This window comes from Bradyrhizobium sp. RDM12 (assembly GCF_051917485.1).
GTDB lineage: Bacteria > Pseudomonadota > Alphaproteobacteria > Rhizobiales > Xanthobacteraceae > Bradyrhizobium.
In genome coordinates this window covers 7,132,244-7,155,330 of the sequence record NZ_CM133064.1, presented here as the reverse complement: position 1 = coordinate 7,155,330, position 23,087 = coordinate 7,132,244, and the positions used below count along the sequence as shown (strand labels likewise).

23 protein-coding genes and 1 pseudogene are annotated in these 23,087 nt (G+C 62.2%); 15 read left to right on the top strand and 9 right to left on the bottom strand.

Translation table 11 applies throughout. From position 1 onward, the window contains the following. Positions 1-52 precede the first annotated feature (52 nt). The 8 genes and pseudogenes from ACTGJ9_RS34900 to ACTGJ9_RS34865 all read left to right on the top strand — a co-directional run bounded on the left by ACTGJ9_RS34900 (position 53) and on the right by ACTGJ9_RS34865 (position 6,591). A complete protein-coding gene (locus ACTGJ9_RS34900) occupies positions 53-1,759 on the top strand; it encodes an arylsulfatase (RefSeq protein ID WP_456674742.1) in 1,707 nt (568 codons plus the stop codon). 184 nt (positions 1,760-1,943) lie between these two features. Beyond that, positions 1,944-2,726 carry a DUF1254 domain-containing protein gene (locus tag ACTGJ9_RS34895; protein ID WP_456674741.1) on the top strand — a complete coding sequence of 261 codons (783 nt, stop codon included), beginning with the start codon at positions 1,944-1,946 and terminating at the stop codon, positions 2,724-2,726. A 20-nt stretch (positions 2,727-2,746) separates the two neighbouring features. Next, positions 2,747-3,385: a DUF1214 domain-containing protein gene (locus tag ACTGJ9_RS34890; RefSeq protein ID WP_456674740.1), complete on the top strand. Its 639-nt coding sequence runs from the start codon at positions 2,747-2,749 to the stop codon at positions 3,383-3,385. Positions 3,386-3,403: 18 nt separating this feature from the next. Continuing rightward, positions 3,404-3,751, top strand: a pseudogene (locus ACTGJ9_RS34885) (hypothetical protein); the annotation flags it as partial. A gap of 80 nt (positions 3,752-3,831) precedes the next feature. Further along, positions 3,832-4,887, top strand: coding sequence for a DUF1214 domain-containing protein (locus ACTGJ9_RS34880; RefSeq protein ID WP_456674739.1), 1,056 nt, complete (start codon positions 3,832-3,834; stop codon positions 4,885-4,887). 21 nt (positions 4,888-4,908) lie between these two features. Continuing rightward, positions 4,909-5,265, top strand: a complete 357-nt coding sequence (locus ACTGJ9_RS34875) for a DUF3302 domain-containing protein (protein WP_456674738.1) — start codon at positions 4,909-4,911, stop codon at positions 5,263-5,265. A gap of 1 nt (position 5,266) precedes the next feature. Beyond that, positions 5,267-5,455: a hypothetical protein gene (locus ACTGJ9_RS34870; protein WP_456674737.1), complete on the top strand. Its 189-nt coding sequence runs from the start codon at positions 5,267-5,269 to the stop codon at positions 5,453-5,455. Further along, positions 5,452-6,591: an HlyD family secretion protein gene (locus ACTGJ9_RS34865; protein WP_456674736.1), complete on the top strand. Its 1,140-nt coding sequence runs from the start codon at positions 5,452-5,454 to the stop codon at positions 6,589-6,591. The genes ACTGJ9_RS34870 and ACTGJ9_RS34865 overlap by 4 nt, the downstream gene beginning before the upstream one ends. A gap of 349 nt (positions 6,592-6,940) precedes the next feature. Here ACTGJ9_RS34865 and ACTGJ9_RS34860 read toward each other — a convergent pair whose 3' ends face one another. Continuing rightward, positions 6,941-8,020 carry a sensor histidine kinase gene (locus tag ACTGJ9_RS34860; RefSeq protein WP_456674735.1) on the bottom strand — a complete coding sequence of 360 codons (1,080 nt, stop codon included), beginning with the start codon at positions 8,018-8,020 and terminating at the stop codon, positions 6,941-6,943. Positions 8,021-8,763: 743 nt separating this feature from the next. Here ACTGJ9_RS34860 and ACTGJ9_RS34855 point away from each other — a divergent pair. After that, positions 8,764-8,958, top strand: coding sequence for a hypothetical protein (locus ACTGJ9_RS34855; protein WP_456674734.1), 195 nt, complete (start codon positions 8,764-8,766; stop codon positions 8,956-8,958). A gap of 280 nt (positions 8,959-9,238) precedes the next feature. On the opposite strand, the gene ACTGJ9_RS34850 is transcribed toward ACTGJ9_RS34855, so the two are convergent. Together ACTGJ9_RS34850 and ACTGJ9_RS34845 are read right to left on the bottom strand one after the other, a co-directional pair. Further along, positions 9,239-9,700: a hypothetical protein gene (locus ACTGJ9_RS34850; RefSeq protein WP_456674733.1), complete on the bottom strand. Its 462-nt coding sequence runs from the start codon at positions 9,698-9,700 to the stop codon at positions 9,239-9,241. Further along, positions 9,697-10,866, bottom strand: coding sequence for a phosphatase PAP2 family protein (locus ACTGJ9_RS34845; protein WP_456674732.1), 1,170 nt, complete (start codon positions 10,864-10,866; stop codon positions 9,697-9,699). The genes ACTGJ9_RS34850 and ACTGJ9_RS34845 overlap by 4 nt, the downstream gene beginning before the upstream one ends. A 268-nt stretch (positions 10,867-11,134) precedes the next feature. Between ACTGJ9_RS34845 and ACTGJ9_RS34840 the strand changes: the two genes are divergently transcribed. Then, complete coding sequence (locus ACTGJ9_RS34840; RefSeq protein ID WP_456674731.1) at positions 11,135-12,514, top strand: glycosyltransferase family 87 protein; 1,380 nt, start codon at positions 11,135-11,137, stop codon at positions 12,512-12,514. A gap of 6 nt (positions 12,515-12,520) precedes the next feature. On the opposite strand, the gene ACTGJ9_RS34835 is transcribed toward ACTGJ9_RS34840, so the two are convergent. The 6 genes from ACTGJ9_RS34835 to ACTGJ9_RS34810 form a co-directional block, all read right to left on the bottom strand. Continuing rightward, positions 12,521-12,733, bottom strand: a complete 213-nt coding sequence (locus tag ACTGJ9_RS34835; protein ID WP_456674730.1) for a YodC family protein — start codon at positions 12,731-12,733, stop codon at positions 12,521-12,523. Between the two features lie 314 nt (positions 12,734-13,047). After that, the gene (locus ACTGJ9_RS34830) at positions 13,048-13,800 is read right to left on the bottom strand and encodes an HAD family hydrolase (RefSeq protein WP_456674729.1); all 753 of its coding nucleotides are present in this window, start codon (positions 13,798-13,800) and stop codon (positions 13,048-13,050) included. Beyond that, on the bottom strand, positions 13,791-14,678 hold the full coding sequence (gene hemF, locus ACTGJ9_RS34825; protein ID WP_456674728.1) for an oxygen-dependent coproporphyrinogen oxidase: 888 nt from the start codon (positions 14,676-14,678) through the stop codon (positions 13,791-13,793). Before hemF ends, ACTGJ9_RS34830 begins: the two co-directional genes overlap by 10 nt. Positions 14,679-14,795: 117 nt before the next feature. Further along, positions 14,796-15,161, bottom strand: a complete 366-nt coding sequence (locus ACTGJ9_RS34820) for a 6-pyruvoyl trahydropterin synthase family protein (protein ID WP_456674727.1) — start codon at positions 15,159-15,161, stop codon at positions 14,796-14,798. Between the two features lie 17 nt (positions 15,162-15,178). Beyond that, entirely contained in the window at positions 15,179-15,811 is a 633-nt protein-coding gene (gene queE / locus ACTGJ9_RS34815; RefSeq protein ID WP_456674726.1) for a 7-carboxy-7-deazaguanine synthase, read from the bottom strand. A gap of 18 nt (positions 15,812-15,829) precedes the next feature. Next, positions 15,830-16,288, bottom strand: a complete 459-nt coding sequence (locus tag ACTGJ9_RS34810) for a tRNA (cytidine(34)-2'-O)-methyltransferase (protein ID WP_456674725.1) — start codon at positions 16,286-16,288, stop codon at positions 15,830-15,832. A 278-nt stretch (positions 16,289-16,566) separates the two neighbouring features. Between ACTGJ9_RS34810 and petA the strand changes: the two genes are divergently transcribed. The 5 genes from petA (at position 16,567) to ACTGJ9_RS34785 (ending at position 23,076) form a co-directional block, all read left to right on the top strand. Then, positions 16,567-17,097 (top strand): ubiquinol-cytochrome c reductase iron-sulfur subunit, encoded by a 531-nt coding sequence (petA, locus tag ACTGJ9_RS34805; RefSeq protein WP_456674724.1) that lies wholly within the window; start codon positions 16,567-16,569, stop codon positions 17,095-17,097. Between the two features lie 62 nt (positions 17,098-17,159). Then, entirely contained in the window at positions 17,160-19,232 is a 2,073-nt protein-coding gene (gene fbcH / locus ACTGJ9_RS34800) for a cytochrome b/c1 (protein WP_456674723.1), read from the top strand. Between the two features lie 148 nt (positions 19,233-19,380). Beyond that, positions 19,381-20,055, top strand: a complete 675-nt coding sequence (locus tag ACTGJ9_RS34795) for a dienelactone hydrolase family protein (protein ID WP_456674722.1) — start codon at positions 19,381-19,383, stop codon at positions 20,053-20,055. Between the two features lie 306 nt (positions 20,056-20,361). Continuing rightward, on the top strand, positions 20,362-22,527 hold the full coding sequence (locus ACTGJ9_RS34790) for an anthranilate synthase component I (protein WP_456674721.1): 2,166 nt from the start codon (positions 20,362-20,364) through the stop codon (positions 22,525-22,527). A gap of 9 nt (positions 22,528-22,536) precedes the next feature. Next, positions 22,537-23,076 (top strand): adenine phosphoribosyltransferase, encoded by a 540-nt coding sequence (locus ACTGJ9_RS34785; protein WP_456674720.1) that lies wholly within the window; start codon positions 22,537-22,539, stop codon positions 23,074-23,076. Positions 23,077-23,087: the final 11 nt, after the last annotated feature.

The window sequence follows — 23,087 nt, the reverse complement described above, 5'->3', positions numbered from 1 at the left end:
ACGTCGACGAGTCATGTCGGGTTTCGATGTGTCGTTAGAAAGGGAGTAAGACATGAACGACGAGAGCGACCGCAACAACATCACGGGTGACAACGCTGGATTGGACCGTCGCAAGATCCTGCTGGGCAGCACGATACTTGCAGCGGCGTCAACATTAGGCACCGGTGCGTCGATCGCACAGGCCCAGCAGCCCCCTACTGCACCACAGCAACGTGCCGCAGCACCGGCGACCGGCCGCAAGCCAAATATTCTCGTCATCATGCCGGACGACATCGGCTATTGGAATCTCAGCGCGTACAACCGTGGCGTGATGGGCTACCGGACGCCTCACATCGATCGGATTGCGAACGAGGGCGCGCTCTTCACCGAGATGTACGGCCAGCCGAGTTGCACGCCGGGCCGCGCGTCATTCATCACCGGCATGTATCCGATCCGCTCCGGCCTGACGACAGTCGGCATGGTGGGCGACAAGCAGGGAATGCAGGCGGACGTGCCGTCTCTCGCCGAAGTGCTGAAGCAGCAAGGCTACGCCACGGGCCAGTTCGGCAAGAACCATGTCGGCGACCGAAACGAACATCTGCCGACGGTCCATGGATTCGACGAGTTCTATGGTTTCCTCTACCATCTCAACGTGCTCCAGGAGCCGCTCGACAACGACTATCCCAGGAGCGCTCGGTTCGAGGCCAAGTTCAAGCCGCGCGGCATCATACACAGCGTCGCCACCGACACGTATGATAAGAGCATTCCCGATGAACGTTTCGGTGAGGTCGGCAAGCAGAAGATCGAGGACACCGGTCTCCCGAGCGAAAAACAATTTGAGACGCTCGATACGGATTTCAACGAGAAGGCCTTCGGTTTCATGGAGAAGGCGGTCGCGGCTAACAAGCCATTCTTCGTGTGGCTGAACCCGTCGCGGATGCACGTCTTTTCCTTCGTGCCGGAGAAATACAAGGAGAAGGCACGCGAGTACACGAGCTACGACGATCCGCACGGGGCCGGCATGATCCAGCATGACGAAGATATCGGGACCGTGCTGGACAAGCTCGACAGCTTGGGCATCGCGGATAACACCATCGTCGTCTACACCACCGACAACGGGCCGGAGCACAGCACCTATCCGTATGGCGGCACGACACCCTTCCGCTCCGAGAAGATGACTACGTGGGAGGGCGGGCCGCGCGTCCCGTTCTTTGTCCGCTGGCCGGGCCAGATTCCCGCGAAAACGGAGATCAACGGCATTCAGACGCTGATGGACGTTTTTGCGACGCTGAGCGTCGCGGCGGGTGTCGATTACGAGGACCTGAAGAAGCGGCTGATGGCGGGCGACAAGCTCGGGACCGACACCGAGAAAAAGGTCCATCTCGACGGTCTCAACAGCCTCGACTACTGGACGGGCAAGGCCAAGGAGTCCCCCCGCGACGAGTACATCTACTGGAACGAGTCCTCGATCGATGCGCTGCGCGTCAAGCAATGGAAGGCGCATTTCTCCGAGCGTGACGGCTATTACGGCACAAAGCAGAAGATGGAGATCGTTCGCCTCTATAACCTCCACCAGGATCCGTTCGAAAGCTACGACCAGTTTCCGCGGACGCTAGGCCAGTTGCCTCAGCACAAATCCTGGACGTTCAATACCATCCTCGCCCGGCTAAGCGCGCACTTGCAGACGTTGAAGGAGTATCCGCCGACACAGAGGGGATCCTCACTCTCGGTCGATCAGATGATCCAGCAGATGATCAGTGCCGAACCGAGCGGCAAATGATCGTATCGCTTGGGGCGGAGGTTTCCGCCCCAAGCTCGCCGCGCGAGCGGACTCGACTTGAGCACCATCGTTTTCGACTCAGAACGCCCGCCGAGGTCTGGCCCGCGGCGGGTGTCCTGATCCAATTTCCAGACTTCATGTTCAGCTACCCATTCATCCCCGACCACGACGATCCGGCGCAGGGATGCCAAAATGTCAGGAGACATCCGATGACGGCCCGGTTTCGACTCCCTGCTTCATCGCCGTTGCCGCGATCTTCCTGGCACCATCCCTCAAGGCCGAAGAAGCGTTTCCCGACAGGCTCCTGACAACTCCCACAACGCTCGACGTCGTCGCCAAGGGGTTGGAAGCGGATGGATATCAGCTCGGCATATCGGCGTATGCCTGGGGCTATCCGCTTGTGCGCATGGAGCGCATAGCCAGGCAGTACATCGACGTGCCGAGCCCGAAGCCCCCGACCAGCTACCGCGCGCCGCTGAACCAGATCGGCTGGGCGTCCCAGCTCGCGACGCCCGAGGCCAAGGACATGCCGACGGCCAACAACGATACGTTCTACATGAGCGCGGTGGTGAAGCTCGATCGGCCTTATATCCTCTCGGTCCCCGACACGCACGACCGCTACTACGTCGTCAACGTCTTCAACATGTGGCAGGAGCTGGAGCACTATATCGGTCGCCGCACCACCGGCACCAAGGCAGGCCGCTACGCCATCGTTCCGCCGGGATGGCAGGGTGAACTCCCGGCAGACGTCAAGCGCCTTGATGTGACCACCGACAAGGTTTGGCTTTGGGGGCGCCTGAGGATCGCGCAGGGCGAGCCGGAGGGGCCAGTCCTGGCGTTGCAGAAGGAGTTCAAGCTCGAACCGCTCGGGGGCTTTACCGCCAAAGACAAAGAAGCAAGCCTGCCGCCGCTGCCCTCGATCTCGGGTGACGAATTGGGTTTCTTCAAGCATCTCTTTTCGCGCTGAAGGACAACAAGGTCAAACCAGTGGATGCGGCGCTGTTCGGCCAATTCGCTCGAATCGGCCTGACCAAGGACGGCTTCGATCCATCCAAGCTGTCGGAGCAGGCACGCAAGGGCTTGCTGCGTGGACTTGCTGATGCACCGTCGGTCGTCGTCTCGTCGCTCCCGAGCACCAGCGTCAATCGCAACGGATGGACCTGGGCGAACGGACTCGACAACTTTGGTTTCAACTATCCGCCGCGGGCGGTGGTCGCCGGAGATTATCTCGGCGGTAACGGCGAACGCGAAGCCATGTATCCTATTCGCTCGACCGATGCCGACGGCAATGCCTTGAACGGCGCAAACCGTTACGTCGTGAAACTCGATCGCGATCCGCCGGTCGATGCCTTTTGGTCCCTGACGATGTACGATGACGCGGACAAGATGCTGGTCCCCAATTCCATTGGCCGCTACAAGGTCGGAACGGACACCAAGGGATTGAAGCACGCCGCCGATGGTTCGATCACGATTCCGATCCAGGCCGATCCGCCGCAGGGCGATGACGCGGTGAACTGGTTGCCGTCACCCAAGGGCAGTTTCTACGTGATCCTGCGCCTCTACCAGCCCAGCGAGGAGATCCTGAACGGCACTTACCAGCTGCCGCAGTTGCGGAAGGTGAAATAGTGCAGGCAGGAGGTTTCGATGAACCGACGGGAATTTTTCGTTCCGACGGCGGCGGGCGCGCTTGCTTCCGCTTACGCGGCTTCCTTGCTTGGGCCGACCGCCTCGTTCGCTCAGGACGGGCGGGAGCCGCTCGGCGGGCAGCCGCCGCAGGGCGCAACCTGCTCGATCAAAGATTTCGACTATCAGATCAAGCATCAACGCGCTTTCGAGGCGGTGCTGTGGAACATGCCCGCGATGGCAATCTATTCCTTCCGCCGTGCCGCGTTCGCCGATCTCGGCATGAAGGACAACGATATCATCGCCTATTCGGCGACCGCCACGCCGAAGCTGGAGGCAATCACCGCGAACAGCACCACGCCCTACATCACCGCCTTTACGGACCTGCGCAAGGGACCGGTCGTCCTTGAACTTCCGGTCGCCGGACCCGACGGCAGCCTCTACGCCAGGTGGTCGATGCCTGGCAGTTCACCATCGCCGACGTCGGCCCCACCGGTCTCGACAAGGGCCAAGGCGGCAAGATGCTGTTCACGGCGCCTGACTTCAAAGGCATGGTCCCGGACGGCTACATTCATGTGCCGTCGCCGAACTATCGCGTCGCCTTCGCGTTCCGCTCGATTCCCGCGCCGGGTAAGACCACGGCCGACGCCTACCAATATTCGAAGCGCTTGCGGATGTATTATCTCTCCGAGGCCGCCAATCCGCCCCAGCAGAAATTCGTCGATCCGGCGAACGAGCGCTATCCGACGCTACCGTTCTACGACGAGCGGCATTTCGAAGACATGCATGCCATCCTGAGCGTCGAGCCGGTGAGGGAGCACGACAAGGTCATGATGGGCATGATCAAGTCGCTCGGCATCGAGAAGGGCAAGCCTTTCGCGCCGGACGGGACGGCAAAACGCGCGATGCGGCAAGCCGCGATCGACGCCTGGTATTACCTGCAATGGTGGTACGACAATTTTCCGGCTGACAAGCTCTATTGGCCGGATCGACATTACGCATCGCTGCTGCAGGCCGACGACAACAGGACGTTCACCTTCACCTACGACGATCGCATCGACCTCACCGAACGCGCCGCCGAATATTTCTGGTGCACCTATATGCCGAAGGTGCTGACCGACAATCCCGGCACGCAATATTTCATGGCCTTGGCCGACAAGGACGGAAAGCTGCTGGAGGCCGGCAGGACCTACAAGATCGACGTGCCGAAGGACATGCCGGTCAAGCAATTCTGGGCCCTGACCGTCTATGATCGCGCGACGTGCTCCTTTATCTACAGCAACTCCAACCGCACCACGCTGTCGTCCTACGATCTCGACAAGATGAAGAGGAACGCTGATGGCGGCGTCACCATCTACACCGGCCCAAAGGCGCCGGATGGCCTCGAGTCCAACTGGATTCCGACAGCGGGCAAGCGGCCGCTGCCGGCGATGCGCTGCTACGGACCGACGGCAGCCTTGAACGACAAGACGTTCAAGCTGCCGGACTTCGAGTTGGTCGCCTGACGGCGCGAGCGGAGAGATGGAATGGAGTTCAAGCTTCAGGCGTTCGGGCCATTCCTGCATTGGTTGACGCTGATCGTCCTCTGCGTTATGCCAATCGTGGCGGCCTACGCGCTCTATCGCCTCGGCGGGCTTCCCGGCGCGATCGCACGTGCGCGCAACCATCCTCAAGCGGATGCGATCAACATCTGCGGCTGGATGGGCCTGCTTACGCTGGTGCTGTGGCCGCTGGCGCTGGTTTGGGCCTATCTCAGGACGGACAGGCCAGTGGCCGGCGGTCCGGCGGCGGGCGACGCGGCGCTGATCGCCGAGTTGCAGGAGGCACGGCAGCGGCTCGTGATACTTCAAGAGCGACTGCCGCAGCGGCACGTGGGATTGTGACATGCTCTGGGCCATCGCAAGCTCGGTCTTCATCCTCTATCTCTACCGCAAGCTGAAAGCCGCCAGAACGCCTCGCTCCGGAGCCGCCCCCGCCGGCACGGTCGAAGCCGAGATCGCGGCGCTGACCGCGCAGATTGCCAAGCTGGAAGACAGGATCGCCGGCACAGGCGGCGGAGGCGCCAAATCATGATGGCCGCGATCTTCGGAGGATATGCCGCGCTCGTCTGGCTCGTCTTCGCCAAGCTCAAGCTCGTCCGCCTGACATTGCCGGTCGCCACCGTGCTGGCCGCCGTCGGCCCGCTGTTCGCCTTCTATGTCATCCTGTCGATGAACAACTATCACCCGTCGTCGACCGATGCCCGGGTGTTCCAGCGAGTCGTCCAGATCACGCCGCATATCACCATCCCGGGCCGCGTCCAAAGCGTGGTGGCCGAGCCCAATACGCCCTTGAAGAAGGGCGACGTCCTGTTCACCATCGATCCCCGGCCGTTCCAGTTTGAGGTTGATCGCCTCGAGGCCGCGCTCGCGGCCGCCAACCAGTCGGTCCCGCAACTGAAGGCGGCCCTGCAGCAGGCTTCCGCCGCTGTCGAACGGGCGGAAGCGCAGTTCAACCTGGCGCAGGCCGATTTCGACCGTCAGAATCAACTCTTTTCAAAGGGCGACGTCGCACAGGCCGCGCTCGACAAGTACCAGCGCAACGTCGAGGCTGCCCAACAGGCAGTGACGGGCGCGAAGGCGGTCGAGACCAAGGCGCGGCTCGCCTACGAATCGAACATCGGCGACGAGAACACCACTGTGGCCCAGGCGCGTCAGCAGCTCGACCAGGCCAAGTACAATCTCAACGAGGCCACCGTCCGCGCCCCCTGCGACGGCTACGTGACGAATCTGCAGCTCCTGCCCGGCGCCGTCGTCAGCGCCGCTGCGGCCGTGATGCCGTTCGTCTGCGACCGTGATGACAGCAACCGCGGCGTCGTCGTCGCGACGTTCATGCAGGGGCCGTATCTCGCGATCAGACCCGGCGCCTATGCCGAGGTTGTCTTTCCGATGTATCCGGGCCGGGTGTTTCCGGGCAAGGTGCTTACCACCATCGATCTCGCGGCCGAGGGCCAATTAGTGGCCACGGGCCTGTTTCCCGGCATCGATGCCCCGCACAACGCACGCTTTACCGTGCGCATCAAGCTCGACGACGCAGACGAGCTGCGATTGCCTGCAGGAACACAAGGGAGCGCCGCCGTATTCAGTGGCAGAGTCCAAATTGCGGGCGTGATCAGGATGGCCGTGATAAGGGCCAATAGTTGGCTGAACTATCTCTTCTTCACATCTTGAGCGGCACCACAGGAGACTTCTTGATCGCCAAGTCTGCAATAAGCCCGTCTCTGGATTACGGCTGAGCTGAACAGCGGCACCACCGGAGTCCAGCGATGCGAAGCCAGCGGAATGGCCGTGTGGCCCAGATGTAGAGGGCCGGAATTACGGTGCAGCCCTGGCACCGTAATGCCGTGATGCTAATCAGGTTCCCGTTCGGACAAGATCGTGTTTTGTTGCCGCTAGCGCAGGAGGAGTGCTTCCGGCGGCACCGCGATTGAGCTAAGCGGCACATCCAAAGAATAGATGAATCCACCCGGTTGGTAGGCGAGTTGCACCCGACCGGTCAGTTGCTGGCCGAGCGACTCCATCATTCGGGTGCCGAAGCTTCGCCTCGAAGGGGCTCGACCGCTGGACCTCCTCTTTCCGTCCAGACCAAGCGGAGTCGCTGCTTCAGCTCGTCTATGGTCCATGCAATTTCGACGCGGCCTGCGGGGACTGACAACGCGCCGAATTTCGTGGTGTTGGTGCACAGCTCGTTGAAGGTCATTGCAAGCGCGATGACCGCTGCGGAGGTGATCCTGATATCCGGCCCGTTGAAATGAAAGCGTCTGTCGCCCTGACCGTCGTAGGGCTCCGTCGCGCTGCTCAGCGTGTGAGTAAGGCTGGCATCCGCCCAACTGACCTGCATCAGCAGGTCGTGGGCTCGTCCCAACGCAGCAAGCCTGCCTTCCATTGCCTTTTGTCCGTGCTCGATACTGGGCGCTGCGCGGAAACTCTGGGACGCAATAGCACTGACCATCGCCAGAGTATTTTTGACCCGATGATGGAGCTCACCGAGGATCAGCTTCTGCAATTTGTCTGCGGCCTGTCGCTGCTCAGCATCGATCCCGGCCTGGACAAGGAGCGCCTGCGCGTCAATTCCGGCCTGTTCGAGTAGCAGGCGGAGGCTGTCGTTCTCCGCGGAAAGGACGGCATCCTGCGCGGTTCGGGACGCCGAATCAGCCGTCGCTGGGCCGTGAAGCGCATGATCCGCCGCCCAGGCGGTAGGCCCCGGAACGATCCTGAGTGCACCCGCGCCAACCATGTTCTGCAATTCGGCAATCATTTCCGCGACGCCGAGTGGTTTGCCGAAGAAGCGGCTGTTCTCCGGCCTTTCCGCGTCAGATGGCTTCACTTGACCCGAAACCAGTATGATCTTGATCGAAGGCCAGCGCTCGTGCACCGCGTGCGCGAGTTTCAGGCCGTCGATGCTTCCGGGCATCTGGATGTCTGTGAATAGCAGCGAGATGTCCGAGCGGGACTCGAGAATCGATATTGCCTCGTCGGCGTTGACGGCCTCGACAGGATGAAAGCCGGCATCCTCCACGATGTCGACCGCGCGCATGCGCAGGACCATCTCATCCTCGACGACAAGCACATTCGGCAACGAACCTGGATCTGCTGACATGGATGGCCTCACTCATTCGAAGGGGAGCGGATGGATTGGTCCGCAAATGTTTCGCGAACGCCGCAGACGATTTGCAAGGCCACTCAGCGGCACGGCACGGTCCGCTTCGTCCTTGACACGAGAACAAGAAGCGTTCCCGGATTCCCTCACCGCGTCCTCTTCGATGAAGGGATGAGAGGACTCCGGCCTATCGGCGGGCTGTCACAAGACGAGCTTCCACGATTTTGCCTCCCGAGCTCCTGCCTTGCAAACAAGGAGCTGAGAAATCGGGCCAGATCTGTGTTGAGCAATGCGAAGCTGCGGCCCGGACTTCAAGCCGGTCACCCTTCGCCATCGCGACGACCTCACTCGATTGCACCGTGGGGTAAAACCCGGTAGAGCGACAACCAAAGCTCCGAGGAGCGAGAACATCGCCATCGCCGAGAGTAATCTGATCATTTTGGGCTGCTGACTTTTTGATCTTCGGTCCCGCCACTTTCGGGGGCCGACATGACAACAACCATGATGAATGATGGTTCCGGGAGAGCAACTTGTATTTGTTTTGCCCCCCGACCATTGTTCTTGGAGCTCCATGTCGGGCCACACAGCTGAGCGCCGCTGGGAGACATTCGCAGAGCGAACGAATTGAATGGACATCGCAACGCAATAGGCGCCTAGTGCCGCCATCACCGCGCTGCCTTATGGCTCATATCGGTGACTGAGAGTCCGGTAATGCTCCCGCCCAACGCTTGGAAGGAGTGACTATGACCTGGCTTATCAACGAATCCCCAACACTGCACGAACGCCTTGCTGTTGAACAGAAGCGTATTCAAGCGGCGATGGCCCTTCTCGCACCCGGACCGAAACGCGACGCGCTTTTGCAGAAGCTTCGTCAGCTTGGTGTCGCCGCGGAAACCAACGAATGGCTTTCGTCACCGGGCTTGCGCGCACCACTCTAGGCGCGGATTAAGGCCGCTCCGGTTGGCGACCTTAGACATCCCAAATCACGCAAGCGCCTTGGTGCGGTTCTGGCTGCCGCCCGTACCGTCCGGCCAAGCTGATCTGACTGCGGGCCTATGGCGTTCTATGGCGCGGGAGAACCAAATTCCTGACCGTATCTTTGTTAGATTCAGGCGGCCCGGTTGGCTGCCGCCTGCCTGAAGCACGGGTGGCCTATGTGCAGAAAATGCGACGACATCGAACTGAGGATCGTGCGCTACCAGCGCATCGCATATCAAATCAGCGAGCAGCTTGCCCAGGACGGATCTCAGGGCTGATCGAAAAATGATAGGGGAAAAAGCCGCGCTTCATTCCGAAACAAGGGAGGAATGAGGAGGTCTCAGGCAGGCTCAGCTTTCGGGTTGCCAACCGTCGCATCTGTGTGAACCTTTGCAGCGCCCGTCGCGACCTATGCACATCCGGGATTTTGTTAGTTCCTTCCGGGAAGAGATTCAGCGCCGCCAGCGATCGTTTCAACGCTCGGCGGCGTTGCGTTGCTAATGTCCGGTGTTGGCGCTGCACCAATATGCCGGACTGCCGCTCTACGACCATCTCGGCAAACACATCTGGATCCACCCACATTGGCAGGCCGGGGTGCAGTCCAGCATTGTCACCGCAATAGCCGATCTGATCCAGCTGAACAGTGGCATCACCGGACGCATTCCTTGCAATTTTGGCGGGGGAGGCGCTCCTTGCGTTCAAACCGGTGAGTTCAGAGGAACTGCCCCTACCAGATCCTCTCGCAAGGGCTGCGGGTCACCCGCGAGCTGTTTTCCAATCAGATGCACTGCGTAGATCACGGCCACGGCTACGAACAGCCCGGTGCCGACATCAACAAAGAAATGTCCTCCCCAAATCGGGGTCGCCGCGAGCATGACGACGTTCAATAACAATCCAGCGATGCGAAGCCAGCGGAATGGCCATATGGCCCAGATGTAGAGGGCCGCGGAGATTGCGTGGAAGCTCGGGAACGTCAGAAGCGGCCCCAGGGAAAGGGCATCGAGCAGTCTCGTCGTTCCGTCGCGCACAAGCGGAAGCTCTTTCAAGGTATCGTAGTAGACGACCGGATCGATGTTAGGATGCTCGGCCGGTGCGATCCCGAGAGCGTGATAGACGCCGGTTGCAGGGGCCAGCGTGGAAATGATGGTCGTTACGATTAGCGCGATTGCAAAGGCCAGGGCGAACTCTGCCGCGCGTCGATGGTGGCCAAACAGCGGCAAGATCAGAATTAGGACGATGAGCTGTCGATGAATGGAATTATAGGCTCGCATGAACGGCCAGTGAAGTGAAACCCAGTCGTTTACGAGATTGAGATAGGCACGAAAATCAAGTCCCAGTTTGCGATCGAGCGCGAGTAGATTGGCCTCCTGCATGGGCAGGTTTGCCGCAGCCGCGACGTAACCAAGCGACGTGATCAGCACGATCACGAAGATGATCTGCGCCAGCATCGTGAAGGTGGCGTAGATCCGCGGATCTCTGGACCCGGACCTCTCATTGAGATGTCCGACGATGCCGTAGAGAGCAGCCACACCGAGCATGATGAGATAGCTGCCGCACGCGATGCGGAAGTCGGTAAGCAAAAGGCTGAAACAGAAGCTGACCAAGGCGACGGCGATGAGAGCCCAATTCAGCTGGAACAGCCGGAGACAGACAATCTCGTCTCGCGTCAAGTTCCTGCGCTTGGTGTTTGACGACATCGCATCAGAAGCCAGCTCCATTTGCCCCTCCTTGCCTTGCGGGAATGGAAATGGCATCACAACTGTTAATAGATTCACAACGCCAGCGTGCACCCCAACCTGAAGCACGATTTTTGATTTTTTATCGCTGATGAATTCTCGGTGCGCCTCCCTTTGCGGTCTGTTGATCACCTCGCGACCAGGGAATGAGGTGGTTCGATCGAGGACCCACTGGAGCTACACGTAGGGCTCCGCATCTCAGATATGTTAATTACCCGTAAAGCATTGAACTGGATAGTTGGGCGAGGCCACATCCCAGAGGTCGCTCCAGCTGTGCCGAGCGTAGATGCGCTCCTGATGCTGTTCGATAGATTCGGTATTCTCGTCACCGCCGCTGAGATTCAGACGGCAGCCTGGATCGGGAAAATTGAACGGGAGTGATCGTCGGAGGTCGTGCCGAATGCTCGCCACAACGTTGGAGCGGATTCAAACCTTTGCCCCGCAAAGGCAAGCGGCCTATGTGCGCATCATAGTCGCCGGATTTGCTGCAATTGTCCTTTCCAAAACCTTCCGTTTCTTTGAACACGGATTTTGGGAAGTGGACCAGGGCACCGATTTTTCTGCGTTCTACATTGTCGCGCAAAAGGTGTGGCTGGGCGAAGTCGATCTGACCTATCGGTTTCAATCGTTTGCCGCGATGCAGGCCAAACTGGCTGCCGGCGCGACCAGCTTTATGCCATGGACTTACCCGCCACAATTTGATCTGCTTCTGGCGCCGCTCGCTCTCCTGCCTGATTGGGCGGCTTATTTCATGTTCACGACTCTGACGTTGGGAGCCTATCTGGCGACCCTGCGGGTGCTCGCGGCAAAAAATTTCGCGCTCGCGCTGATCGTTACCTTTCCGGCCATCGTTGTAACGATCGGCAGCGGACAGAACGGCTTTCTAACCGGCACATTGATGGGGCTTGTTTGCATCAATATCGAGAGACGGCCGCTTGTTGCCGGAATCGCGCTCGGGGCGATGATCATCAAGCCCCATCTGGCCATTGCTGCCGGAGTTTACATGCTCTTGACCAGGCGATGGACGCTGGTCGCTGCAGCCGGTGTGACGTTCATTCTAAGTGCACTTGTCTGTACGATGCTTTTTGGCCCACCAATTTGGGGCGCCTGGTTGGAGGGCGTGAAGGAAGCTGCTTCCTTTCTTGAAGAAGGCCGGTATCCGTTGTTCCGGATGATTTCGACGTACGCTCTGCTCTATCCCATCGGAGGATCGAGCACCGCTGCCGCCTGGGGGCAGGCGCTGACGGCTTGCTTCGCCATGGGGATACTCACGCTCAGCGTCGTGAAAGGACCGTCGCCCCGGTTCGCGCTGGGGGTGGCCGTTCTTGCATCCGTCATGATCAGTCCTTACGCTTATGACTACGACCTGCCCATTGTGGGAATCGCTTTAGCCTTGCTGTTGCCGGACCTGTTCGCCTGCGCAAGTTTGCGGGAGCGTGGCCTCACGTATGGACTATTGGGATTTGCCGGCGGCTGGGGCTTGCTGCAAACCGCGCTCCTTGCGGGAAGTCCCGGCAGCAGTGTGGGACGGTCTCTCCAGGGGGCCGCTTCGGGGGAGCGCTCCTCGCCGTGCTCGTCCTCGTATCGCACGCCATTCTCAGGCAGATGCGTCATCAGGGACAAATGCGTAGCGCGACAGACGCCGCATAAGACCTGCAGAGATTCTGCTCGCGCCCTTCCTGCGACATCCAGCGATGTCCGCTATCGCACCGTTGTTGGCAGAGAAGCGGACATCGGGGGCGGAGCGAAGCGCTCCGATCTAACGACGATGCGATGCTAGGTGCGCCTAGTCGTCGTCCTCGTCGTCTTCTTCCTCGTCTTCGTCGTCCTCGTCGTCGATTTCCAGGCGCTCGAGCGTCGCCAGCGGCAGCGTCTCGCGGAACAGATCGCCCTCCGAGCCCATCCAGAGGCAGACGATGTCGTCGCCTTTCACCTCTGCGACGGTCAGCGGCTGGCCGCCTGATTTCAGCATCACGACGTCGCCGGTTTTCAGTTCCATGGATGATCCTTTCGGGTTGATCGACGGGAGCGTACGCCGGCAAGCCGTGATGACACGCCGATCACGGGCTGCGTGACCCGTGAATTGCGCCGGCTTGCGTAGACTGCGAAACGTCGATGGCAGAGTTCGCGTGGGAGATCGCTCGATATTCGCTTCAGGATTGTTCCGTCCCAGGCGCGGCGATGATGGCATCATGCGCCTGTTTTGCCCGACGCGTCAAATGATTTCGTAAAATCAGCAGTCCCGACGTGTTTTGCGGCTGGCCGTCGAATTCGCGAGCGACGCCTACTGTGCATGGGGTTGTTTTGGAGATTTCATCCCGGCACGAGCTCAGTCAGCGAGCGGATGATGCGGTCGGGCTTGACCGTCGAGCCTGCGGGCAGGCCGTCGCCGTGCACGTCGATCCAGATCGCATAGATGCCGAGCCGCTGCGGCGTCACGACTTCCCATTCCAGATTGTCGCCGATCATCCAGGTGTCCTCGGCGGTGACGCCGAGCGCCTCCATCGCGTGCAGATAGGCGCGCTCCTCGGGCTTGCCGAAACCGTGCTCGCCCTCGATCTGGATGTGATCGAAACGATGGGTCAGCTCGAAGCGCTCGACCTTGGCGCGCTGCATGTCGGCGGCGCCGTTGGTGACCAGCGCGAGCTTGACGCCGCGCGCCTTCAACGCATCGATCGCATCATGCGCGCCCGGGAAAACGAAGATCGCTTCCTCGCGATAGGTGGTGAAGCGGTCGGCAAGGCGCGCGGCGAGATCGTCGGAGAGGGCGCGGTGGCCGCGGGCTTCGAGCGTGGCGAAGCCGCCGCGCACCGTGAGCCGTCGCGCCTCGCCGAGCTTCATCCGCCACGCAGCCTCCGCGGTCGACCAGAACTGCCTGGCATAGGCGAGCACGGCCGCGGCGACCTCTCGCGGCGGCAGTGGCGCGAGCTCCTCGGCGAATTCTTCCGCGATCGTGTTCCAGGCGATCTCGGGCCGGCCATAGGCCGACAGGATGGTGTCGTCCATATCGATCAGCATGGCGCGGGGAAGCGGGCTGATCGCGGGCTTGATCGTCGTCATGGCCATTTCACCTCCGGCGGCAGCGACGAGAGGATCGAATCCACATTGCCGCCGGTCTTGAGGCCGAAGATGGTGCCGCGGTCGTAGAGCAGGTTGAACTCGACATAGCGTCCGCGGCGGATCAGCTGCTCCTCGCGATCGTCAGCGGTCCAGCTTGTTGCGAAATTGCGCCGCACGATGTCGGGATAGATCTTCAGGAAGGTGCGGCCGACATCTTGCGTGAAGGCGAGGTCGGCCTCCCAGTCGCCGCTGTCGTGCCAGTCGTAGAAGATCCCGCCGATGCCGCGCGCCTCTTTCCGGTGCGGCAGATAAAAATATTCGTCGCACCACTTTTTGTACTTGTCGTAGTCGGCAACGCCGTTCGGCCCTGTGCAGGCTTCCTTCATCGCGGCGTGGAAGGCGAGGGCGTCCGCGTCCTCCTGCGTGCGCCGGCGATCGAGCACCGGCGTGAGATCGGCGCCGCCGCCGAACCACGCCTTGGTGGTGACGACGAAGCGCGTGTTCATGTGCACCGCCGGTACGTGCGGGTTGCGCATGTGCGCGATCAGCGAGATGCCGGAGGCCCAGAAGCGAGGGTCCTCAGCCGCGCCCGGGATCTGCGCGCGAAACTCGGGCGCGAACTCGCCGTGCACGGTCGAGCAATGCACGCCGACCTTCTCGAACAGGCGGCCCGACATCATCGACATGACGCCGCCGCCGCCGGCGGCCCCGCTGTGATCGGTGCGCTGCCAGGGCGTGCGCGCGAAGCGGCCGGCCTCGCCGGGATAGAGGTTTTGCGGCGCCTCGTCCTCGAGCCGCTCGAAGCTCGCGCAGACGTCGTCGCGCAGATGCTCGAACCAGCTGCGGGCGCGGGCCTTGCGGTCTTCGATCGTCGCTGCGTCCATATTCTATTCCCGAACGAACCTGCCGTAGGGGTGGGCAAAGGCGCCATGCGCAGCCCACCAGCTTTCACTGTCGTCTTGAATGGCGGGCACGCTGCGCTTTGCCCGCCCCACGAGATCTCATGCTTGCGGACCGTAATAGGCGCAGCTCTCGTTGCAACTGTCGCGATGGATGCTGACACGGGTGAGCTTGCCGATATGCGCGAGCCGCTCCCAGACGAAGCGCGACAGGTTTTCCAGCGTCGGCGTGCCCAGTGCCTCGATCTTGTTGAGGAACTTGTGGTCGAGCGTCAGGCGCACCTCCTCGATGGCGCGCTCGAGCAGGCCGAGGTCGACCACCATGCCGGTCGCAGGGTCCGGCGTGCCGCGCACCGTCACCTCGGCGCGGAAGGAGTGGCCGTGGATCTCTTCGCTCGCCGCACCAAAGGTCGTTCCCGACAGCGTATGCGCCGCCTCGAAGCGGAACGATTTCGTCAATTCCCACATCTGTCCGTCAACCCGTCCTATCTGATGCCGAGCGATTTATGCGTCTGTACGCTGAGCCGCCACTGCGGATGGCGCAGGCAATAGTCGATCGCGCGCGCGGTGTTCTCTGCGACCTCGGGTCCGTCCATCGGCTGCAGCGAGAAGCGCTCGAAGGCGAGGCTTTCGAAAGTTTCGGGTGCGGCCAGGGCCTGCGGATAGACCAGCTTCAGTTCGTGCCCCTGGCGCAGCACCAGCTCGCTGCCGCCCTTGGGGCTGACGCAGATCCAGTCGAGTCCCTCCGGCGGCACGACCGTGCCGTTGGTCTCGACGCCGATCTCGAAGCCGCGGGCATGGAGCGCCTCGACCAGCGCGTCATCGACCTGGAGCAGGGGCTCGCCGCCGGTCAGCACCACGTAGCGGTTGGAGGCCGATCCGGTCCATTGCGCGGCGACGGTGTCGGCGAGTTCCACGGCCGTGGCGTAGCGGCCGCCGAGCGTGCCGTCGGTGCCGACGAAATCCGTGTCGCAGAACTGACATATGGCCTCGCTGCGGTCGGCCTCGCGGCCGCTCCAGAGGTTGCAGCCGGCAAAACGGCAGAACACGGATACGCGCCCGGCATGGGCGCCTTCGCCTTGCAGGGTCAGGAAGATTTCCTTGACCGCGTAACTCACTGCTCTCTCCTCGTCATATCAACCGAGCGGGTTCCGGACCTGCCGCAACGCTTCGCCTGCGGCCATCGCCGCGCTCATGGCGACGTTGAGCGACCGCAGCCCGGGCGTAATCGGGATCACCAGCCGCGCATCCGCGGCATCGACCACCGCATCGGTGACGCCGGCGCTCTCGCGCCCGAATAGCAGGATGTCCGACGTCTGGTAACGGAAATCGCGGTAGTCGGTCGCGGCTTTGGTGGTGAACAGCAGCAGGCGGGTACCTTGGCCGGCCCGCCACTCCTCGAACGTCGCCCAGGAATCGTGCCTGACGATGCTGACATGGTCGAGGTAGTCCATTCCCGCCCGGCGGAAATGCCGGTCGGAGACCGGGAAGCCGGCCGGCTCGATGATGTGGGCGGCGATGCCCAGACAGGCGCACAGGCGGAGAATCGTGCCCGTGTTCTGCGGGATGTCGGGTTGGAAAAGTGCGATCTGCATGGGCGGTGATCGGTCAGCTGTGGGCCGGGAATGTCTCAATAAAACATCGCCGGCCGCGGAATTCGTGCATTGCACGCTCCCGCGCGGTTAGCGGGCTTGCGCTCGCCTTGCAAGGGTGCCAATAGAACGATTCTGGACTGCTGTTTTCGCCTTGTTTTGGTGGAGACTAGCCAAGTTCTGCCGCCGCGGGGGGCCGCGGGCGCCGGCAGACTGTTCCGGGGACCTTGGGGGCTCCCGGAACGGTTCCGTTGGCAGCATAAGAAGAAAGGGTTGGAATCGTGACGACAGCGTCTTCGGCGGACCATCCGACACGCCGTGATTTCTTATTCGTGGCCACGGGGGCAGCTGCAGCAGTAGGGGGCGCAGCCGCGCTCTGGCCCTTTATCTCCCAAATGAATCCGGACGCCTCGACCATCGCCGCCGGTGCGCCGATCGAGGTCGATCTGAGCCCGGTCGCCGAGGGGCAGGACATCAAGGTGTTCTGGCGCGGCAAGCCGATCTACATCAGCCACCGCACCAAGAAGCAGATCGACGAGGCGCGCGCCGTTCCGGTAGCGAGCCTGCCCGATCCGCAGTCCGACGAAGCCCGGGTCAAATCCGGCCATGACCAGTGGCTGGTCGTGATCGGCATCTGCACCCATCTCGGCTGCATCCCGATCGCCCATGAAGGCAATTACGACGGGTTCTTCTGCCCCTGCCATGGTTCGCAGTACGATTCGTCCGGCCGCATCCGCCAGGGGCCCGCGCCCGCGAACCTGGCAGTGCCGCCGTATCAGTTCGTTTCCGACACCAAAATCCAGATCGGCTGAGCTTCGGACCCGCGTCCGAAGCCTCGAACCGTCTCGTCGTATTATTTCCTCAGGATCGCATCATGAGCGGACCATCCGACTACCAGCCGAGCAATCCGGCCCTGCAATGGATCGAGCGGCGTCTGCCGATCCTGGGTCTCGTCCATTCCTCCTTCGTCATCTATCCCACCCCGCGTAATCTGAACTACTGGTGGACCTTCGGCGCCATCCTCTCCTTCATGCTCGGGATGCAGATCCTGACCGGCGTGATCCTGGCGATGCACTACACGCCGCATGCCGATCTCGCCTTCAAGTCGGTCGAGCTTCTGGTCCGTGACGTCAATTACGGCTGGCTGTTGCGCAACATGCACGCCTCCGGCGCGTCGATGTTCTTCTTTGCGGTCTACGTCCACATGCTGCGCGGGCTCTATTACGGCTCCTACAAGGAGCCGCGCGAGGTGCTGTGGATCCTCGGCGTCATCATCTACCTCCTGATGATGGCGACGGGCTTCATGGGCTACGTGCTGCCGTGGGGCCAGATGAGCTTCTGGGGCGCCACCGTCATCACCAACCTGTTCTCCGCCATTCCCTATGTCGGCGAGAGCATCGTGACGCTGCTGTGGGGCGGCTATTCGGTCGGCAACCCGACGCTGAACCGCTTCTTCTCGCTGCACTACCTGCTGCCCTTCCTGATCGCGGGCGTCGTCGTGCTCCACGTCTGGGCGCTGCACGTGGCCGGCCAGAACAATCCTGACGGCGTCGAGCCGAAGACGGAAAAGGACACGGTGCCGTTCACGCCGCATGCGACCATCAAGGACGGCTTCGGCGTCGCCTGCTTCCTGCTGCTCTACGCCTGGTTCATCTTCTACATGCCGAATTACCTCGGCGACGCCGACAACTACATTCCGGCGAACCCGGGCGTGACGCCGCCGCACATCGTGCCGGAATGGTATTACCTGCCGTTCTACGCGATCCTGCGCTCGATCCCGAACAAGCTCGCGGGTGTGATCGGGATGTTCTCGGCGATCATCATCCTGTGCTTCCTGCCCTGGCTCGATGCCGCCAAGACCAGGTCGTCGAAGTACCGTCCGCTGGCCAAGCAGTTCTTCTGGATCTTCGTCGCGGTCTGTATCCTGCTCGGCTACCTCGGCGCGCAGCCGCCGGAAGGCATTTACGTGATCGCCGGCCGGGTCCTGACGGTCTGCTACTTCGCCTACTTCCTGATCGTGCTGCCGCTGCTCGCGCGCATCGAGACCCCGCGGCCGGTGCCGAACTCGATCTCGGACGCAGTGCTTGCCAAGACCGGCAGCAGGTCGACGCCGATGGTCTCGACTGCGATTGTGCTTGCCCTGGCAGGCGCGTTGTTCGCGGGATCGGCCGGTAAAGCTCGCGCCGAGGAAGGCGGCACCAAGCCGCCGGGCAACAGCTGGTCGTTCGCGGGCCCTTTCGGCAAGTATGACCGCGGTGCGCTCCAGCGCGGCCTAAAGGTCTACAAGGAAGTCTGCTCCAACTGTCACGCTCTGTCCTTCATTGCCTTCCGCAATCTCGGCGATCCCGGCGGCCCCGGCTATTCGGCGGCGCAGGTCGCAGCGTTTGCTTCCGACTACAAGGTCAAGGACGGTCCGAACGACCAGGGCGAGATGTTCGAGCGCCCGGGCCGGCCGGCTGATTACTTCCCCTCGCCGTTCCCCAACGAGCAGGCGGCTCGTGCGGCGAACGGCGGCGCAGCGCCGCCCGATTTGTCGCTGATCACCAAGGCGCGTTCGTATGGTCGCGGCTTCCCTATGTTCCTCGTCGACTTCTTCAGCCAGTATCAGGAGCAGGGCCCGGACTATGTCGCGGCCGTGCTCCAGGGCTTCGAGGACAAGGCGCCGGAAGGCGTGACCATCCCGGAAGGCTCCTACTACAACAAGTACTTCCCGGGCCATGCGATCAAGATGCCGAAGCCGCTCAGCGACGGCCAGGTGACCTATGACGATGGCTCGCCGGCGACGGTTGCGCAGTACGCCAAGGACGTCACCACGTTCCTGATGTGGACCGCCGAACCGCACATGGAAGCGCGCAAGCACCTCGGCCTCCAGGTGTTCGTGTTCCTGATCATCTTCGCGTTGCTGATGTACTTCACCAAGAAGAAGGTCTGGGCCGACTCGCACTGAGCCGCGCGCGCGAGGCGAAATTGAAGAAGCCCCCGCAAGGGGCTTTTTTGTTGCACACGCGCGTGTGTTGTTCGGAGCGATTGCCTATCGTGCGCGCAGCAGCCAAAATACCGCCAACCGCTCCCCAGAAACCCATCGGAGGACTACCATGGGAACTGTCATCACCTTCAAGCGTCCGGATGGCAAGGACGCCTCAGGCTATCTTGCAAACGCCGCACGCGGCAACGCGCCGGGCGTGGTCGTGGTCCAGGAATGGTGGGGCCTGTCGGACCAGATCAAGGGTTTGTGCGACCGGTTTGCGCTCGCCGGCTTCGATGCGCTGGCGCCCGATCTCTACAAGGGCAAGGTGGTGCCGTATCATGACACGGATGCGGCCGGCAAAGAGATGAACTCGCTCGACTTCATGGACGCCACCACCCAGACCGTGCGCGGCGCCACGCAATATCTGTCACGCAACGGCGCCAAGGTCGGGCTAACAGGCTTCTGCCTCGGCGGCGCCGTCACCATCATCGGCGCGGTGCACGTGCCCGAGCTTGCCGCCGGTGTCGTGTTCTACGGCATCCCGCCGGAGCAGGCGGCCAAGCCCGCCGACGTCAAGATCCCGCTTCAAGCCCATTTCGCCAACAAGGACGATTGGTGCACGCCGGATCTGGTCAACGGCTTCGAGAAGGCGATGAAGGCCGCTGGCAAGTCGCTGGAGCTGTTCCGCTATGACGCCGAGCACGCCTTCGTCAACGAGCAGCGCCAGGCCGTGCACGACCGCGAAGCCGCCGAACTCGCCTGGGGCAGGGCAACGGAGTTTTTCAGGAAGCATCTGGGCTGATCACCTGTAGCCCGGATGGAGCGCAGCGTAATCCGGGGCCGTCTATCGTGGGACTGAACCCCGGATTGCGCTGCGCTCCATCCGGGCTACGGCCGCCTAGCCACCCTTGACGCCGTCCCTGCGCCATGGTGAGTATCCTGCCCATGAGCACCGCTGCCCGCCCATCCCGTCGTTGGTGGCGCACCTCCTAAGAGGTGGCCGGTGCGATTTCTTTTCCCAAAATCGTCGAAGGTCGCCAGCACAGCGCGGCGGCCTGATCGTTTGTCCTGTGTGGCGTTCCCTCGGCAAGTTTCGTAAGAGGACACCATGAACAGGACTGTCTTTGCCCTCCCGGCCAGAAGCGACTACGTCACCCGCGGCGGTGTCGCGATCACGCGCGTGGCCGAACAGTTTAGCGGCGGCGCCAACCGGCTCGACGATCTCGTCAGCCTGCTCGACCGCCGCCGCGGCGTGGTGCTGTCCTCGGGCACGACCGTGCCGGGCCGCTACGAGAGCTTCGACCTCGGCTTCTCCGATCCGCCGCTCAAACTCGAAACCACGGGCGTCAATTTCAAGCTGGAAGCGCTGAACGCACGTGGCGAGGTGCTGATCGCGTTCCTCGCTGACGTCCTGCACGAGCCCTGCGTGGTGGTCTCCGAGAAAACCGCTTCGTGCCTTGCCGGGCACATCATCCGCGGCGATGCGCCGATCGAGGAAGACCAGCGCACGCGCCGCGCCAGCGTGATGTCGCTGGTACGCGATCTCGTCGCTGCCTTCTCCGCCAATGACGACGGGCTGCTCGGGCTGTTCGGCGCCTTCGCCTACGACCTCGTGTTCCAGATCGAGGACCTCGTGCAGAAGCGGCCGCGCGAGAATGACCAGCGCGACATCGTGCTTTACGTTCCCGACCGCCTGCTCGCCTATGACCGCGCTACGGGGCGAGGCGTCGTGCTCAGCTACGATTTCGGGTGGAAGGGCAAATCGACCGAAGGCCTGTCGCGCGAGACGGCCGAGAGCCCATATTTGAAGACGGGGCGCCAGGGCTTTGCCGATCACGCGCCCGGCGAATATCAGGCCACCGTCGAGACCGCGCGCGCGGCCTTTGCCCGCGGCGATCTGTTCGAGGCCGTGCCGGGCCAGCTCTTCGCCGAGCCTTGCGACCGTTCGCCGGCCGAGGTGTTCCAGCGCCTCTGCGTCATCAACCCGTCGCCCTACGGCGCGCTGATGAATCTCGGCGAGGGCGAATTCCTCGTCTCCGCTTCGCCGGAAATGTTCGTACGCTCGGACGGGCGCCGCGTCGAGACCTGCCCGATCTCAGGCACGATCGCGCGCGGCACCGATGCGATCGGCGATGCCGAGCAGATCCGCCAGCTCCTGAACTCGGAGAAGGATGAGTTCGAGCTCAACATGTGCACCGACGTCGATCGTAACGACAAGGCGCGCGTCTGTGTCCCCGGCACCATCAAGGTGCTGGCGCGCCGGCAGATCGAGACCTATTCAAAACTCTTTCACACCGTCGATCACGTCGAAGGCATGCTGCGTCCCGGTTTCGATGCGCTCGACGCCTTTCTCACCCATGCCTGGGCCGTCACCGTGACCGGTGCACCAAAGCTGTGGGCGATGCAGTTCGTCGAGGATCACGAGCGGTCGCCACGGCGTTGGTATGCCGGCGCGATCGGCGCGGTGAACTTCGACGGCAGCATCAACACCGGTCTCACCATCCGCACCATCCGCATGAAGGATGGTCTCGCCGAGGTCCGCGTCGGCGCCACCTGTCTGTTCGACTCCGATCCCGCCGCGGAAGATCGCGAATGTCAGGTCAAAGCCGCAGCCTTGTTCCAGGCATTGCGCGGCGACCCGCCGAAGCCGCTGTCGGCGTTTGCCCCGGATGCCACCGGTTCGGGCAAGCGCGTGCTGCTGATCGACCATGATGACAGTTTTGTGCACATGCTTGCCGATTATTTCCGTCAGGTCGGCGCCAGCGTCACCGTGGTCCGCTATGTGCATGCGCTCGACATGCTCAAGCAGAAGAGGTGGGATTTGCTGGTGTTGTCGCCGGGCCCGGGCCGGCCGGAAGATTTCGGGATCAAGACGACCATCGACGCGGCGCTGGAGAACCAGCTGCCGGTGTTCGGCGTCTGCCTCGGCGTCCAGGCGATCGGCGAATATTTCGGCGGCGAACTCGGCCAGCTCACCCATCCCGCGCACGGCCGGCCCTCGCGTGTGCAGGTGCGCGGCGGGCGCCTGATGCGCAATCTGCCGAACGAGATCGTGATCGGCCGCTACCATTCGCTCTTCGTCGAGCGCGACAGCATGCCGGAGGTTTTGTCCGTCACCGCCAGCACCGAGGACGGCGTCGCCATGGTGCTCGAGCACAAGACCCTGCCGGTCGCCGGCGTGCAATTCCACCCGGAATCGCTGATGTCGCTCGGCAACGAGGTTGGGTTGCGTATCGTCGAGAATGCATTCCGGCTGGATGCGCCGGTCAATTGAGAGGCACCAATGACCATTGATCACGATCTGAAGGCGAGCGTCCGCGCCATCCCTGACTATCCCAAGCCGGGGATCATATTCCGTGACATCACGACCTTGCTGGCGGACGCGCGCGCCTTCCGCCGCGCGGTCGACGAGCTGGTCAATCCCTGGGCCGGCAACAAGATCGACAAGGTCGCCGGCATGGAGGCGCGCGGCTTCATCATCGGCGGCGCCGTGGCGCATCAGCTCTCGGCCGGGTTCGTGCCGATCCGCAAAAAGGGCAAGCTGCCGCACACCACCGTGCGCATCGCTTACTCCCTCGAATATGGCATCGACGAGATGGAGATGCATGTTGACGCCATTTCGCCCGGCGAGCGCGTCATTCTGGTCGACGATCTCATCGCCACCGGCGGCACCGCGGAAGGCGCAGTGAAGCTGCTGCGGCAGATCGGCGCCAATGTCGTCGCGGCCTGCTTCATCATCGACCTGCCCGAGCTCGGCGGCGCCGCCAAGCTCCGCGCCATGGACGTTCCGGTGCGCACGCTGATGACGTTCGAGGGGCACTGAGCGATCGCTGC